Raw genomic sequence first — 14,257 nt, 5'->3', positions numbered from 1 at the left:
CGCCAGCAAGGTCAGGATGTGGAGCAGCGCTGCTCCTCCGTCTTTCCCAACGCTGCGTACAAGGCTGGCACAACAAGAAACACGATGCAGGTCGCAGCGGTGATGATCCCGGAATCGTTGAGCAAAAGACCGGCCAGTGCCCCGGCGATCACGCCTGAAAACCCCTTGACCAAAAACGGATAATCGCGGGCCAGATGGCGCAGGTAGCGATCGTTGCAGAGAGCCAGCAGGCCGAGGACGACCAGCGAGACGGCAAACACCTTGCTCCACACTGACACGCGGATCAGCCGCAGGTTCATCTCCAGTTTGCGCTGCACGATCTGAGCCACGTCCGTCCACTCCCCTGAGGCGATCTGCTGCGCCACCCGGCCAATGTGAGTGGGCGGCTGACCGGACAGCAGACTGGCCACCGTCAACGCGACCATCCCTGCCAGGACACCTCCTGCCAACAGCAGGAGGCCTTTTTTTCCCATTCGCCATCCCTGCATCCGCACAAACGCCACGGAAAACCCGACCAGACCGGCGAGAAACCCGCCGGCGTCAGCCCCCAGCCCGGGAGACGCCATGTAATACAGGATGAAGCCAAACAGACCGCTGCCGACGACCACGGACAGCGGATCGGTCCCTCCCTCCGCGTCCTCCCGCCTGTCCCGCCGCCACTGAGCGAGCGCTGCCGCAAACAGGATGGCGCTGCCGATCAGCACCCCTTCGTATTCGTTGCCCAACCCGTAAAAACGGGCGCCAATCACCGGATCGTACCCCAGATAGGAACGGCGCATCGCCGGATTGCCGAACATGCCGTCCAACAGCAGCGCCAGCGTGGTCAATCCCGCCACGGCAGACAATCCGGCCGGAAGCGAACGCGCCTGTTCCAGCAGCATGCCCCCTGCCAGCGCAGCTGTGATGACCACCGACAGGACAACCGCTGACGGCACCTTCCAGCCGACCAGCCCCTCCACCAGAAACAGCAGGGGAAACCAGAGCATCGACAGCAGCGCCAGACGGACAACGCGCCGCGCCAGGTTCAGCCTCCCGCCGTCTGTTCGCCTTCCCCACAGCCAGAGGAACGAAGCCGCTCCCAGGATCGCGATCTGCAGCATGACGTACGTGTACAACACGGAAGAACGGTTGGCGTAAATGTGGTGAATCCGCTCCACTTCACGCAGCAGATCGGACACGTTCATTTCCTTCGACAGACGCAGCAGGTGGCCGGTCAGCCGCTCCGGCGGCGGCACGCGCAGCCATGACAGGACGGTAGGCAGTACATCCAGACCGCTGACCACCCCCGTCTGTCTGGTCGTCGCCGAAGTGAGCACCCCCGCCGCTCCTCCCCGCCACAACAGGAGCGGCGTCAGCAGCGCTTTCTCCTTTTGGGCCTGAACATGCGGCGCAGGCGACAGCAGCATCACCAACTGGTCCGGCCTGCGTTCCCTCAGCACCCGGTCCAAAAATGCACCAAGGTCGGACAGTACCTGATCGTACTGACGGGCGAACCGGTCCGGGGCCATGTCGTCCGCCGCTTGATAGAGGCGAGCCAGGTCAGACAGCTGCACGGTAATCAACCCGGAAGTGCGGTCTTCGCGAATCCGGTCGGCAAGGTAGTCGTAGCGGGTCCGCACGCCGTACGGGTAGTCGTCCCGCCGCTCCAGGACAGCAGCGGAGAGATCTCCCCGGGGAACGCGCCCCTGCTCATCCATGGCAAAAAGTACGGCGTGCCGCTGTCGCACGTCGTCGTAATCACCGTTGCCGTAACTGGCAGCGGGAATGCCATGACGGGCAAGCGTTTCGCCCAGCAAACCGATCCGGGTGGAGTACGGCTTGGACCGGTTTTCCGCGTGCAGGCGATAGATGCCGGGAAACACGACCCGGAAACGAGCCGCGTCTGCCCCGTCGGCTGGACTTAGCTGCCGGGCACGCTCACCTGCCGTCACCCCGGAAGAGAGCAGCTCCTCCGGGTGATACGCCGTACCGCTGCGCTCCGTGTACACGGCCGGTCCGCCGCTGCCGAGCAGCAGGTAGCCATTGGCAGCCGTACGCGCCCCCGGTGTACGGATGGAGAGCGCGCCCGCTTCCGCCTGCTCCAGCCATGTATCCACATGTGGATAGCTGCGCAGGCGGTCCAGCTCCCGAAACGACATCCCTTCCACGAACAACGCCACCACCTGCCTGCCTGCCGAATGGTCTGCTCCGGTTGCATGCACCGGTTTTTCCGCTGTCACAGCAGCACCAACAGCGACTGCGGCAGCCGACGCTTCCGGATTTGCAACAGCCGCCAACAGCAGGCATAGAGCCAGTACCTGCAGCCCTTTTGTTCTCACCAGGCACCCTCCTCTGTTGATAACACCGATACTTTTATCCACAAATTCCACAAAAAAATCCACAGGAAAATGTCGATTTTCCCGGCAATTCTTCGTGTTATCACCAGTATTCACAGGAGCAGGTGAACGCATCCGCCGAAAATTATCCAGAGCCTGTGGATAAAGATGTGACGTGTCAGCTCCCTCTCTTCCGCTCAGCCGGCTGCCGAAAAAAATCGCGGCATTTTCAGTCATTTGTGCGAAAAAAAGAGACCCATACCTGGGTCACCATTGAGGAGATGGAGAGAGAATGGAGAGAAGAAGATGAATGTTATGTAATAAATTCTAACATAAAAATTCATGAAGTCAACCATTTTTCGGAAAAATCCGCAAATCAACGTCAGAAAATATGACATAGAGGATGGTCCAAGCGAGCTCCTTTGACGACCGGCTCAGCGGAAAAACGAAGACGCGGGGACCAACAGGGGACACAAGTCTCACTTCATCGAAACACCCAGATGTTTGTCCCCTGCCCGCGTCTCGTTTTGGAGCGGACTTCATCTGCTTCTGTGCCGGGCGTCAAGCGAGCGAGCGGGCCCGATCTCCCATGCGCCGCGAACTTTGTCTACACGCTGATATAATTTTCTTCCCCACACCGAGATGGAGTCCCTATGAAAAAAAGAGAGCCTGCGGAGTCACTTCCGCAAGCCCTCTTTTATCACGATAGGGAAAGACCGGGCACGCCGTTCAAGTCAAGGTCGGCAAACTGGCCTTTTTGGTACTGGATGTACCCGGCGGCTGCGATCATCGCGGCATTGTCGGTACAGAGCGACAGCGGCGGGATGACCAGGGCAATGCCCTCCGCCTCACAGCGCTGCTGCAGCCGTTCACGCAGCCCGCGGTTTGCGGCCACGCCACCGGCCAGCAGCACCTGCCGGGCCTTGTATTCCTTCGCCGCCCGGATCGTTTTTTCCACCAGCACCTCGGTCACCGAATCCTGAAAACTGGCCGCCAGGTCGGCGGGATCGATCGTCTCTCCCCGCTGCGAAGCGTTGTGCAGCGTATTGAGCACCGCCGACTTCAGCCCGCTGAAGCTAAAATCATAGGAGTCGGGTTCCAGCCAGGCTCGCGGCAGCGGCACACGCGGCTCTCCTTCACGGGCCAGCCGGTCGATGTGCGGTCCGCCCGGATAAGGCAGTTTCAGCGCCCGGGCCACTTTGTCGTACGCTTCACCGGCGGCGTCGTCCCGGGTTTCTCCCAGAATCTCGTACTCGCCGTGCGCTCTCATCAGCACCAGCTCGGTGTGGCCGCCCGAGACAACCAGCGCCACCAGTGGAAACTGCATCTCTTCCACCAGCCGGTTGGCGTAGATGTGACCGGCGATGTGATGAACACCGATCAAGGGGATGCCGCGGGCAAAGGATATGGCCTTGGCCGCCGCCACACCCACCAGCAGCGCGCCTACCAGACCGGGGCCGTACGTGACCGCGATGGCATGGATGTCATCCAGTGACCGGCCTGCCTGGCTCAAGGCCTCCTCGATCGTCAGCGTGATGTTTTCCACATGACGACGGGAGGCCACCTCCGGGACCACCCCGCCGAAGCGTTTGTGTATGTCCGCCTGTGAGGCGATCACGTTTGACAGCACGATGCGGCCGTCCTGCACCACCGCAGCCGACGTCTCATCGCAGCTCGTCTCGATCCCCAAAATGTACGTTGGTTCCCCCGAGTCCTTGTGCGCCTGGTATGCCTGCCGCACGCGTTCCTCGTAGCGGGAAGGTTCTCTTCTGTTCATTGCAGTGTCACCCACATTATGATCGCGTCTTCGTTATTGTCCGAATAGTAGTGTTTGCGCAGCCCCCGCTCCTCAAAGCCCAGTTTGGCGTACAAGCGTCGGGCCACGGTGTTGGACGGGCGCACTTCCAGCGTCATGCTCCTTGCTCCATACGCCACGGCCACTTCCATCATTTTACGCATCAGCCGCTCCCCGATCTTTTTCCCCCGCCAGGCGGGGTGCACGGCCACGTTGGTAATGTGCGCCTCGTCCAGCACAACCCACATCCCGCAGTAGGCAATTACCTTGTTTTCCCGGTTCACGACAACGACGTAGCGTGCATTGGGGTTTCTTGTCAGCTCGTTGACAAACGCATCGGGCGGCCAGGGTGTGGTAAACGACAGCCGCTCCAGTTCCGCAACCGCTTGTACGTCGGCCAGTGTCATAAAGCGAAATCCTACCGGTTCTTGTTGCTCCATGCCTCTACTCCTTTTGGGAACCCTCCTGATTTTGGGCCAGCCACTTTGCTTCTGCTTCTGCCAGTTGCAGATACTCGGGCACCAGGGCATGCGCCGATCCGGCGTGCTCGATCTCGCCCAGTGCCAAAAGGCCGATATGGGCCGCCCGCGGATGGTTGTGCGAAGCCGGAGCAAACCGGGCTTGATCTCCCAGCGCCGCGGCAATCGTCTCCCGATGCAATCGGACGTCTTCGCCCAGGAACAGGATCGGTTCTCCTGCGACTTCTTTGCGCAGCAGCGGCAGCCAGTCGGAGAGCAGGATGATGCGTTCGGCCAACTGGACCTCGACTGCCTCCATTCCTGCTGTCCGGTACGCTCCGCTGTAAACTTGTCCCCGCCGCGCGTCGAACAAGGGAACGATCAGTCCCGGAAAGCCCAGCGCGTTTTGCGCCACCGCCTGCAGGCTGGAGACGCCGACGACGGGCAGGTTCAGCGCCCAAGCGATGCTTTTGGCCGTGGCGACACCGATGCGGACACCTGTATACGATCCGGGTCCTTTTGCCACGCCGATGCCGGCAAGCTGTTCCGGCCGCGTGTCCGTCTCGTCCAACAGCCGGGAGACGCAGTCCATCAGGCGAACGGAGTGGTTTTTTTGCTGGTTGGTGGTCACTTCCGCCAGCACACGTCCCTCCTCCACCACGGCTACGCTCAATACCAGGTTGGACGTGTCAATCGCCAGTACGCGCATCACTATCAAACTCCTCGCACAAAGTCACATACCGCTCTCCCTGCGGCACGAATTCGATGCGGCGGGTGTCCGCCCCCTCGTTTCGCAAGATGATCGTCAGCCGCTCCTGCGGCAGCACATCCTCGATCAGGGAAGCCCATTCGACCACGCAGACTCCATCACCGAAAAAATACTCGTCCAGGCCGAGCGACTCCACATCGTCCCCCACCCGGTAGACGTCCATGTGATAAAGCGGCAGCCGTCCCTGATACTCTTTTATGATGGTAAACGTCGGACTGTTCACCACCTGCTTCACGCCCAGACCGCGGGCCAGCCCCTGGGTGAAAGTCGTCTTGCCGGCGCCCAGGTCACCCTCCAGCGCCAGAAAGTCGCCTGGCCGCAACCGTTCCGCCAGACGTTCGGCAAACTGCTGGGTCTCCGCGACTCCGGACAGCGTCCACCTGTATGTCATCCCTGTCATCCTCTCTTGTCAGTCGGCTTGTGCAAAATGATTGTAGCCCGCTTTTGCCATCGGACCGCATACGCCGTCGCGGCACAGCGTGACGGACGGTCCGCCCTTTTCCACGCGGCCGATAATGCTGAAGGATATGCCCGATTGGGCACATTGCCGCGCAAGTGTCTCCGCGCCCGCCGGGTCCACCGTGCCTGCCAACTGATAGTCTTCGCCTCCGTACAGCGCCCAGTCCAGCGGGTCCCTGCCCGCCTGTGCGGCGTACGCACGGGTCGCTTCGTGCATCGGCACCTGCGCTGCGTCCACCACCAGGCTCACGCCGCTCGCTTCTGCGATCTCCCACAGCTCGGAGGCAAGCCCGTCGCTGATGTCGTTCAGCGCCCCCGCCGATCCGGACGCAAGCAGCAGGCGTCCTGCCTCAATCTGCGCCGCGGGCCGCTGGTGGCAGGCGATAAGCTCCGACCACTCAGACGGCACGCGCGCTCCCGCGTCTCTGGTCTGCAGCAGCAGATGAAGTCCTGCGGCCGATCCTCCCAGGTGACCGGTCACAAACACGAGTTGCCCCGGCCGTGCACCCGAGCGGCGAAGCGCCCGCCCCTTTTCCACTTCCCCCAATACAGTCACGGACAGGTGCAGGGCGTCGGGCGCCGCCACCGTATCCCCGCCGATCACCCGGACGCCATACGCAGCGCACGCCTCGTAAATCCCGTCGTAGATTTCCCGGCATTCCGCCGCTGTCCAGTGCGGGGGTACGGCGATGCTGACCAGGGCAAAGCGGGCGATCCCGCCCATTGCCGCCACGTCGCTGATGTTGCTGATAACCGCCTTGTAACCGATATCGCTCGGCTTCATTGTCACCCGAAGAAAATGGACGGTTTCCGCCATGGCGTCACAGCAAGCGACTACCTCCATGCCCGGGGAGGGGGAAAAGACGGCGGCATCGTCGCCAATTCCCACGGAAAGCCCGTTTCCTTCCTGGCCGGCCGAACGGCTCGTCCACTGGCGGATGAGCGAAAATTCGTCGTGCGCCACCGCGAACGCTCCTTTTTCCACATAGTGCATTCATTATACCGTTGTCGTCCAAAAGCACGCAAGGAAGCGGGCTTTCCCTGACAAGCCCTGTTGTCTCCCGCGCGCTCCCCGCCGACAGTCAGCTGCCGTCCGCCCGCGCCAGCTCCCTGAGCGACAGCTTGCCCCGGCAGCGGCCGCAGCGGTACCGAGCCGGGTTCATCTTTCGCTTGCGCTTGTAGCGCATGCCGCACTCCCGGCAGACCAGTTCGTACCGGTAGGGCAGCCGCGTCCGTCCGCCGCTTACCTGCTGGCAGTACCGGCTGCCGCCCACCTGTTTCAACAACTCGCGAAACTCCCGGTCGCGGTGCCGATACCCCCGTTTTTCCAGGTGCAGGTGGTAGTGGCACAGCTCGTGTTTGATGATGCCGATCAGTTCCGCTTCCCCGTGCTCTTGCAGATGGCGGGGATTTAATTCGATATCGTGTGAATGAAGCAAGTACCGCCCGCCTGTCGTGCGCAGCCGCCGGTTAAAGCGGGCGCGATGGCGAAACGACTTGCCAAAAAACGCCTCCGAGATGGTTTCCACCAGCGTCTGCAATTCCTGATCCGTCATGGGTTCCTCCCCGTCCTCCGCCTGTCCCCTCGACCTCTCCCGCACGTATTGAAAAGTAACGGATGAATGAGCTACACTTGTTGGGAAAGACACGTAGAATGGTGGAGGACTTATGCGTTATCTGATCTTGCAGGAACAGACCGGGCTGCGCTTTGTCGCCATGCCCGAATCCCATATGTACCAACTGGTCGCATTGCTCAAACGGCTGCACAAGGAGATCGGCAAGCTGACGATCGCCGACCGTCCGGAATTGCCCGTCATCATCGCCGAGTGCACCGGACTGGAACTGCTGAGCGACGCCTGCACAATCGAAGAGGGCCTCGCTTACGTCAGCCGTCTGGAGCGCTGTTTTGCCGCGCTTCAGGAGAGCGAGTATCCGCTCATCTCCCTGCTCACGGAAATCCGCGCCCTGCAGGCGCAGCTTGAGTTTTTGAACGAAGAGGAATAAGCATCGCAAAGAAACAGGTACCTCCGGCGCGTCTTCGGCATACATTGCCTATAGATGATTGACGCCAGGAGGTACTCTCATGCCACAGTGGATGCGCAGGCAACTGCAGCGTGCCTTCTTCGGAAAGGACGTGCGGCAGATTCGCCTGTTGAACAGTTGCTGGTTTTTATATTTGGAAAAGCACGGCGGCCGCTTGGAGTAAGCAGAGGCCGCTTTTTTTTGCGTGCAGGCGGCCTCCCTCGGCCGAGACGGAAGGACGTCCGGGCACTTACTCCTCTGGGGCAATCATCGTCAAGCCGACGCGCTGCCGCTGTTCATCAATCTCCACCACCCAGACGTCGACGATGTCGCCCACCGTCACCACGTCCAGCGGGTGCTTGACAAAGCCTTTGCGCATCCGGGAGATGTGGACAAGACCGTCGTTTTTCAGCCCGATGTCCACAAACGCCCCGAAATCCACCACGTTGCGGACCGTGCCCTGCAGCTTCATTCCCACGGACAAGTCGGAGAGCTGGAGGACGTCGCTGCGCAGCAGGGGCTTGGGCAGTTCGTCCCGCGGGTCACGTCCGGGGCGCAGCAGGCTGTCGACAATATCGGCAAGCGTCGGTTCGCCAATCTCCAATTGCCGCGCCGTTTCCGCCAGATCCAGCGCCTGCAGCCGTTCGCGGCAGGTCTGGCTGCCGATCTCATCGGGAGTGATGCCGATGATCGCCAGCAGTTTGTGCACCGCCGCGTAGGATTCGGGGTGGATCGGCGTTTTGTCCAGCGGATTGACGCCGTCCATGATCCGCAAAAAGCCGATGCACTGTTCATACGTTTTGGCCCCGAGGCGAGGCACGTCTTTCAACTGCGAGCGATCGGTGAACTTTCCGATCTCCTCCCGCTTCTTCACGATGTTGCTCGCCACTTGGCGGGTAATGCCGGAAACGTACTGCAAGAGGGAGGGGGAAGCGGTATTGACGTCCACCCCGACGTGGTTGACCGCCGACTCCACGACGAACTGCAGGCTTTCCGCCAGGCGGGACTGGGAGACGTCGTGCTGGTATTGGCCGACGCCAATTGATTTGGGGTCGATCTTGACCAGCTCAGCCAGCGGGTCCTGCAAACGGCGGGCGATCGATACGGCGCTGCGCTCGGCCACGTCCAGATCGGGAAATTCCTCCTTGGCCAGTTCCGAAGCGGAGTAGACAGAGGCGCCCGCCTCGTTGACGATGATGTAAAACACGCTCTGCTTTAGCTCCTTCAAGACCCCGGCGATGAATTGTTCCGTCTCCCGCGAGGCCGTTCCGTTGCCGATGGCGACGACGTGCACGCCGTATGTTTCGATCAGCTCCACAACCTTGGCTTTCGCTTCCGCCACCTTGTTGGCAGGCGGCGTCGGGTAGATGACGGCCACCTCCAGCAGTTTGCCGGTCTCGTCCACGACGGCCAGCTTGCAGCCGGTCCGGTAGGCCGGGTCAACGCCCAGCACCACTTTGCCCTTCAGCGGAGGCTGCAGCAAGAGATTGCGGAGGTTTTCCGCGAAAATGTGAATCGCCCTCTCTTCTGCCTTCTCCGTCAGCTCTGACCGCACTTCCCGCTCGATCGACGGGGCGATCAGGCGCTTGTAGCTGTCTTCCACAGCCGCTTCCAGCCAGGGGCGGGCCACCGTCTCCCGGGTGATGACGCGTTTTTTCAGATAGGCGAGAATCTCCTCCACTGGCGCCTCGACCGCAACCTTGAGGATGCCTTCGTTCTCGCCCCGGTTGATCGCCAGCACGCGGTGGGGAACCACCTTTTTCAGCGGCTCGCTGAATGCGTAGTACATCTGGTAGACGTTTTTCCCGTCCGCTTCTTCCGCCTTTTGCTCCGACACCAGCACCCCTTTCTGGAACGTCCGCTGCCGGACCCACTGCCGAATCTCTGCATCGTCCGAGAGTTGTTCAGCCACGATGTCCATTGCTCCCTGCAGCGCCTGCTCCGCTGACTCCACGCCTTTTTCTGGGTTGAGGTACGCGGCCGCCTCAGCTGCCGGGTCACCCGCCGCAGGCAACCCCAACAGGTACATGGCCAATGGCTCCAAGCCCTTTTCCTTGGCCATCGTGGCCCGGGTCCGCCGCTTCTGCCGGTACGGCCGGTACAAATCCTCCACTTCCTGCAGCTTGACGGCGCGTTCGATGGCCGCCTTCAGCTCGTCGGTCAGTTTGCCCTGCTCCTCGATCAGCCGGATAACCTCTTCCTTGCGCACGGACAGGTTGCGCAAATAGCGAACGCGCTCGTCAATGGCGCGAATCTGTGTTTCGTCCAGCTGCCCGGTCATTTCCTTGCGGTACCGGGCGATGAAGGGCACCGTATTGCCTTCGTCCAGCAAGGCGATCGTGCGCTCCACCTGATGCGGCTTGACGCCCGTCTCCTGCGCGATCGTCTGGATCATCAACGTTTGGTCCATTCCGTACCTCCTGCTCTCATCCTACGCGGTTATTGTATCACAACCGTCAAATCGCCCCCAGCGCGCATCGGACCAAAAAACGGAGGTGATCTCCACCTCCGCCGTCGTTTGCGTTATGATGTCGGATTGTCAGCTTGCAGCGCCGCGCGCAGTTTGCCGAGAGCCCTGCGCTGCAGCCGCGAAACGTGCATCTGGGACATGCCCAGCAGATCCCCTGCCTGCTTTTGGCTCAAATTCCGAAAAAACGTAAGATGAATGATGGCCTGTTCCCGTTGGTCCAAAGCATGCAGGGCGCGGTCCAGCATCAATTGCCGGTCGATCCGGTCATACCCTTCCTCTTCTACCCCGACCATGTCCAGAAGCGAGACGGCGTTGCCGTCGCTGTCCGACTCCAGCTCGCTGTCGATCGACAGGGAATAGTAGCTCCGTCCCATCTCCAGCGTCTCCAGCACGTCCTCCTCACTGATGCCGAGTGCTTCCGCGATTTCCGCAATCTGCGGGGAGCGCTGCAGGCGGGCAGTCAGTTCGTCCGCGATACGCTTGATCTTCGGGCTCAGCTCCTTGATCCGCCGGGGGACGTGGACGCTCCAGGTCTTGTCGCGGATGTAGCGTTTGATCTCCCCGACAATGGTCGGCACGGCAAAACTCTCAAACGTGCGGCCCAGCGCAGGGTCAAACCGGCGTAAGGAGGCAAGCAGCCCGAGCATGCCCACCTGAAACACGTCCTCGTAGGAAATCCGGCCGCGCACGAATTTTCTCGCAAGCGTCTCGACGAGTGGGGTATAGGCGCGCACCAGTGTCTCCTGCAGACCGGGGTCCCCTGTCTCACGAAACGCGCCGACCAGCCGTATCAGTTCTTCGCGGCTAGGCTTCCGCTTCGGAATCCGCCCGGTCATCACAAGCCACCCCATCCCCCCGCAGGTACTTGGTCATGGTGACCGTCACTCCCTCGCTCACCTGAACGTCCACCTCGTCCATCAGCGCATGGATCAGGAACAGCCCCAGTCCTCCTTCGGCCACGTCATCGAGGTCGGCATCGGGGTGGATTGGCCGCAAATCTGCCGGCTCTCTGTCAAACCAAAACCCTTTCCCCTGATCGGCCACTTCGATGACCAGGCGATCCGGGAAGACACGGCAGGTGACGCTCAGCTCCATCTCCTCGGCGGCGCGGTCGTAAGCGTGATTCACCGCATTGGTACAGGCCTCGGCCACCGCCAGCTTGATGTCTTCGATCTCCTCGTAGGCAAATCCCATCCGGTTGGCAATGCCCGAAACAGTCAGGCGGACAACGCCCACATACTCCGCCTGGGCCGGCAGCGTCAGTCGGATCACATCGGCCTCAGGTCGTTGCGCCATTCGTCGCTCTCTCCTTTGCGGGGAACAATTCGTTCATACAATCCGGTGAGCCGAAACAGCCGCTCCACCCGCGGCGACAGGCGTTCCACAAGGAGCCGGCAGCCCGTCTGCCTGCACACTTTCATCGCCGCGACAAAAATCCCGATCCCCGTGCTGTCCATGTATTCAACGGCTGTCAGATCCACAGCGACGCTCCTTACGTCCGGCTGGTTGACCAGCGGCAGCAGGCGCTCCTTTAGCTGCGGCCCCGTATAGGCGTCAATTTCCCCTGCGAGTACCAGCACGTGTTCACCGCCGTTGCTCGTGTGCGTAATCGTCAGGTCCATCCGAACTCCCTCCCGTATGCTGTGCTCACGTCCGTCGAAGTACGATCATGGTGTAATCATCCGGCAGTTCAAACTGGGAGAGGAGCAGCAGCCTGTGGTAGAGACGGTTGGCCATCTCCTGGGCCGGCACTCCCACTTCCCCCTGCAGATAGGAAACCAGCTCCTCCCGTTGGAAGTACGCCCGTCCTACCTTGCGTTCCGTCACGCCGTCCGTCAACAGGATGAGGCAATCTCCCGGTTCGAGCTCGACTTCCCGCTCCTCGTACGTGCTTCCCGGCGCAATCCCCAGAGCTGCGCCCCTGCCTTCGAGATCGTAAAAGCGGTCCTCGGCCCGCCGGTACAAAAAGCCCGGTTCATGTCCCGCCGTCGCGTAGCAAAAGCGGTGAACATCCGCGTCGTAACGGCCGTACACCATCGTGACAAACATGCTCGGATCGAGGTTCCGCTCCACGACATTGTTCAAATGACGCAGGATGCCTGCCGGCCCCAGCTCCATCTCGCCCAGGCCGTCGATCGCATATTTGAGCATCGACATGCACATGGCGGCGGGGATACCCTTCCCCGTTATGTCGGCGATCGCGAGGCTGAACCTGTGACTGTCGTGGCAGACAAAATCGTAGTAATCGCCGCTCATCTGTTTGGCCGGCACACTGACCAGCCCTACATCCACACCGGGGCAGGAGGGCAGCCGCTGCGGCAGCAGTGCCTGCTGCATCGCGGAAGCTACGGCGATTTCCGACTCCAACTGCTGGTGCCGGCTCCGCCAACTGTGAATCGAGCGGTACGCGTTCCCATACTCGATCATGATTTCCGTCAAAATCTGAAACGACTCCCGGACGAACTCGGGAACCGGCCCCAAACGCTCCAGCGCCCGTCCGTGCAGGTCGGCGAGCTCTTCCGGGGAGACGTTGCGGGCCAAGAGCTGCTTGCCCAACTGCTGGGCGCCGTACAAAGGGGCTTCTCCTTTGCCCTCCCGGTAATCTCTCAACAACCGTGCATACTGTTCTTCCAGGTCGTCATACGTCAATCGGGGTCACCTCCCCCCGCTTCGTTCCGCCACTTGACAACGATGACACGCGTTCCTTTTCCGGGAACGCTCTCCAGAAAAAACTCGTCCATCATCCGCTTCACACCCGGCAGTCCGGCTCCCAAACCGCCTGAGGTGGAATACCCGTCCTCCATCGCCTTGCGCATATCGGCGATGCCCGGACCGGTGTCGGCAGCCGTGATCCGCAACCCGATACGGCTGTCCCGCTCCACCTGTTCGATGAAAATCGTGCCGCTGCCCGCGTACAGGTAGATGTTGCGGGCCAATTCGGAAATGGTGGTGGCGATGCGGGACTGCATGATGGTGCCAAAGCCCAATTGTCTCGCCATGTTGCGGCCGATCTGCCTGGCCGTGACAATGTCCGCCTCTGTAGCGATGTTGACTTGTTCTGAAAAAGGCTCTGTCACAACCGGAAACTCCTTCCATCTGCACTTGTCACCGATCCGATTTAGCAAAACGTGTCAATTTTTGTCTACGAAATCATTTCGCTGCCGCTGTTTTGAATCCCTGCCCCGACAGCAAAAAAACCACTTGCTGCACAAGTGGTTTTTGCTGTCTGAGCATCAGGCAAACGATTAAAAGTCAATGAGTCCCAGGCTGATCTGCAGGGATTCATTGACGCGATCCATCATCTCGTCGTCCAGATGCGTTATCTTATCGGTCAGCCGTTGTTTGTCAATGGTTCGAATCTGTTCCAGCAGAATTACGGAGTCACGGTCAAATCCGTACGTTTTTGCGTCAATCTCTACATGCGTCGGCAGTTTAGCCTTCTGAATCTGCGCCGTAATGGCGGCGACGATGACCGTTGGACTAAAGCGATTGCCAATATCGTTTTGAATCACTAAAACAGGCCGTACGCCTCCCTGTTCAGAGCCAACGACCGGTGACAGGTCAGCGAAAAACACATCGCCACGTTTGACAATCACAAGTCACACCCCGCTAACTAAGCGGATAAGAGTATGGTCAGCCTCTTCCTCTGCGCCAAATGCCTCCGATGCCATTTTCAGATTGATTTTCGCCATTTCCATGTAACCTTTTTGCATGGTTTCGCGAATGACACGCTTTTTGCGCTCTTTCAAGTAAAGGTGCATCGCCTGGCGAATAAACTCGCTGCGATTGGATTTTTCTTTCTGAATAACGCCATCCACTTCCTGAAGCAGGTGATGTGGCAAGCTGATCATGATGCGTTTCGTGTTAGACTTAGACAAGACAAATCCACCTCCAACCATGACCGTAACATCCCGCAGACTCGTTCCACCGCGATCCAGTAGGAACAATACCATTATGTCGAACCATTTT

At 60.3% G+C, this 14,257-nt stretch carries 17 protein-coding genes; 2 read left to right on the top strand and 15 right to left on the bottom strand.

Translation table 11 applies throughout. The features are described 5' to 3' along the window. Positions 1–11: 11 nt before the first annotated feature. From IRT44_RS07475 to IRT44_RS07445, 7 genes are all read right to left on the bottom strand, one after another. A complete protein-coding gene (locus tag IRT44_RS07475; protein WP_230077686.1) occupies positions 12–2,318 on the bottom strand; it encodes a hypothetical protein in 2,307 nt (768 codons plus the stop codon). A 697-nt stretch (positions 2,319–3,015) separates the two neighbouring features. Further along, positions 3,016–4,092 (bottom strand): tRNA (adenosine(37)-N6)-threonylcarbamoyltransferase complex transferase subunit TsaD, encoded by a 1,077-nt coding sequence (gene tsaD / locus IRT44_RS07470; protein ID WP_230077685.1) that lies wholly within the window; start codon positions 4,090–4,092, stop codon positions 3,016–3,018. Further along, positions 4,089–4,550: a ribosomal protein S18-alanine N-acetyltransferase gene (gene rimI, locus IRT44_RS07465; RefSeq protein WP_171566195.1), complete on the bottom strand. Its 462-nt coding sequence runs from the start codon at positions 4,548–4,550 to the stop codon at positions 4,089–4,091. The genes tsaD and rimI overlap by 4 nt, the downstream gene beginning before the upstream one ends. A 4-nt stretch (positions 4,551–4,554) precedes the next feature. Next, the gene (tsaB, locus tag IRT44_RS07460) at positions 4,555–5,277 is read right to left on the bottom strand and encodes a tRNA (adenosine(37)-N6)-threonylcarbamoyltransferase complex dimerization subunit type 1 TsaB (protein WP_230077684.1); all 723 of its coding nucleotides are present in this window, start codon (positions 5,275–5,277) and stop codon (positions 4,555–4,557) included. Continuing rightward, complete coding sequence (gene tsaE, locus IRT44_RS07455; RefSeq protein WP_171566192.1) at positions 5,258–5,728, bottom strand: tRNA (adenosine(37)-N6)-threonylcarbamoyltransferase complex ATPase subunit type 1 TsaE; 471 nt, start codon at positions 5,726–5,728, stop codon at positions 5,258–5,260. The genes tsaB and tsaE overlap by 20 nt, the downstream gene beginning before the upstream one ends. Before the next feature lie 18 nt (positions 5,729–5,746). After that, positions 5,747–6,760 carry a thiamine-phosphate kinase gene (gene thiL / locus IRT44_RS07450; RefSeq protein WP_230077683.1) on the bottom strand — a complete coding sequence of 338 codons (1,014 nt, stop codon included), beginning with the start codon at positions 6,758–6,760 and terminating at the stop codon, positions 5,747–5,749. 118 nt (positions 6,761–6,878) lie between these two features. Continuing rightward, positions 6,879–7,352 carry a SprT family protein gene (locus IRT44_RS07445; RefSeq protein WP_171566190.1) on the bottom strand — a complete coding sequence of 158 codons (474 nt, stop codon included), beginning with the start codon at positions 7,350–7,352 and terminating at the stop codon, positions 6,879–6,881. 112 nt (positions 7,353–7,464) lie between these two features. Here IRT44_RS07445 and IRT44_RS07440 point away from each other — a divergent pair, with 112 nt between their 5' ends. After that, positions 7,465–7,800: a hydrolase/acyltransferase gene (locus IRT44_RS07440; RefSeq protein WP_230077682.1), complete on the top strand. Its 336-nt coding sequence runs from the start codon at positions 7,465–7,467 to the stop codon at positions 7,798–7,800. Positions 7,801–7,879: 79 nt separating this feature from the next. Continuing rightward, the gene (gene cmpA, locus IRT44_RS07435; protein WP_171566187.1) at positions 7,880–8,002 is read left to right on the top strand and encodes a cortex morphogenetic protein CmpA; all 123 of its coding nucleotides are present in this window, start codon (positions 7,880–7,882) and stop codon (positions 8,000–8,002) included. Positions 8,003–8,068: 66 nt separating this feature from the next. Here cmpA and IRT44_RS07430 read toward each other — a convergent pair whose 3' ends face one another. The 8 genes from IRT44_RS07430 to IRT44_RS07395 all read right to left on the bottom strand — a co-directional run bounded on the left by IRT44_RS07430 (position 8,069) and on the right by IRT44_RS07395 (position 14,187). After that, positions 8,069–10,228, bottom strand: a complete 2,160-nt coding sequence (locus tag IRT44_RS07430) for a Tex family protein (RefSeq protein WP_171566185.1) — start codon at positions 10,226–10,228, stop codon at positions 8,069–8,071. Between the two features lie 113 nt (positions 10,229–10,341). Continuing rightward, positions 10,342–11,124 (bottom strand): RNA polymerase sigma factor SigB, encoded by a 783-nt coding sequence (sigB, locus tag IRT44_RS07425; RefSeq protein WP_171566184.1) that lies wholly within the window; start codon positions 11,122–11,124, stop codon positions 10,342–10,344. Next, complete coding sequence (gene rsbW / locus IRT44_RS07420) at positions 11,093–11,584, bottom strand: anti-sigma B factor RsbW (RefSeq protein WP_171566182.1); 492 nt, start codon at positions 11,582–11,584, stop codon at positions 11,093–11,095. The genes sigB and rsbW overlap by 32 nt, the downstream gene beginning before the upstream one ends. Continuing rightward, positions 11,557–11,910, bottom strand: coding sequence for an anti-sigma factor antagonist (locus IRT44_RS07415; protein WP_171566180.1), 354 nt, complete (start codon positions 11,908–11,910; stop codon positions 11,557–11,559). The genes rsbW and IRT44_RS07415 overlap by 28 nt, the downstream gene beginning before the upstream one ends. A 25-nt stretch (positions 11,911–11,935) precedes the next feature. After that, positions 11,936–12,937 carry a PP2C family protein-serine/threonine phosphatase gene (locus tag IRT44_RS07410; protein WP_171566178.1) on the bottom strand — a complete coding sequence of 334 codons (1,002 nt, stop codon included), beginning with the start codon at positions 12,935–12,937 and terminating at the stop codon, positions 11,936–11,938. Continuing rightward, positions 12,934–13,365, bottom strand: a complete 432-nt coding sequence (locus IRT44_RS07405; protein ID WP_230077681.1) for an anti-sigma regulatory factor — start codon at positions 13,363–13,365, stop codon at positions 12,934–12,936. Before IRT44_RS07405 ends, IRT44_RS07410 begins: the two co-directional genes overlap by 4 nt. 168 nt (positions 13,366–13,533) lie before the next feature. Continuing rightward, positions 13,534–13,884: a type II toxin-antitoxin system PemK/MazF family toxin gene (locus IRT44_RS07400; RefSeq protein WP_005830205.1), complete on the bottom strand. Its 351-nt coding sequence runs from the start codon at positions 13,882–13,884 to the stop codon at positions 13,534–13,536. Positions 13,885–13,887: 3 nt separating this feature from the next. Continuing rightward, positions 13,888–14,187, bottom strand: coding sequence for a CopG family ribbon-helix-helix protein (locus IRT44_RS07395; protein WP_171566177.1), 300 nt, complete (start codon positions 14,185–14,187; stop codon positions 13,888–13,890). Positions 14,188–14,257 lie beyond the last annotated feature (70 nt).

Source organism: Brevibacillus sedimenti, assembly GCF_020923495.1.
Classification (GTDB): Bacteria; Bacillota; Bacilli; order Brevibacillales; family Brevibacillaceae; genus Brevibacillus; species Brevibacillus aydinogluensis.
Note: the sequence above shows the minus strand (reverse complement) of the source record. Positions and strands in the feature narration are given on the sequence as shown.

Bases quoted from the DNA above. Each gene is read 5' to 3' on its own strand.
- tsaB (WP_230077684.1), bottom strand. From the start codon at position 5,277: ATGCGCGTACTGGCGATTGACACGTCCAACCTGGTATTGAGCGTAGCC.
- IRT44_RS07415 (WP_171566180.1), bottom strand. From the start codon at position 11,910: ATGGACCTGACGATTACGCACACGAGCAACGGCGGTGAACACGTGCTG.
- tsaD (WP_230077685.1), bottom strand. From the start codon at position 4,092: ATGAACAGAAGAGAACCTTCCCGCTACGAGGAACGCGTGCGGCAGGCA.
- IRT44_RS07395 (WP_171566177.1), bottom strand. From the start codon at position 14,187: ATGGTTGGAGGTGGATTTGTCTTGTCTAAGTCTAACACGAAACGCATC.
- IRT44_RS07430 (WP_171566185.1), bottom strand. From the start codon at position 10,228: ATGGACCAAACGTTGATGATCCAGACGATCGCGCAGGAGACGGGCGTC.
- rsbW (WP_171566182.1), bottom strand. From the start codon at position 11,584: ATGGCGCAACGACCTGAGGCCGATGTGATCCGACTGACGCTGCCGGCC.
- IRT44_RS07445 (WP_171566190.1), bottom strand. From the start codon at position 7,352: ATGACGGATCAGGAATTGCAGACGCTGGTGGAAACCATCTCGGAGGCG.
- rimI (WP_171566195.1), bottom strand. From the start codon at position 4,550: ATGGAGCAACAAGAACCGGTAGGATTTCGCTTTATGACACTGGCCGAC.
- IRT44_RS07440 (WP_230077682.1), top strand. From the start codon at position 7,465: ATGCGTTATCTGATCTTGCAGGAACAGACCGGGCTGCGCTTTGTCGCC.
- sigB (WP_171566184.1), bottom strand. From the start codon at position 11,124: ATGACCGGGCGGATTCCGAAGCGGAAGCCTAGCCGCGAAGAACTGATA.
- cmpA (WP_171566187.1), top strand. From the start codon at position 7,880: ATGCCACAGTGGATGCGCAGGCAACTGCAGCGTGCCTTCTTCGGAAAG.
- tsaE (WP_171566192.1), bottom strand. From the start codon at position 5,728: ATGACATACAGGTGGACGCTGTCCGGAGTCGCGGAGACCCAGCAGTTT.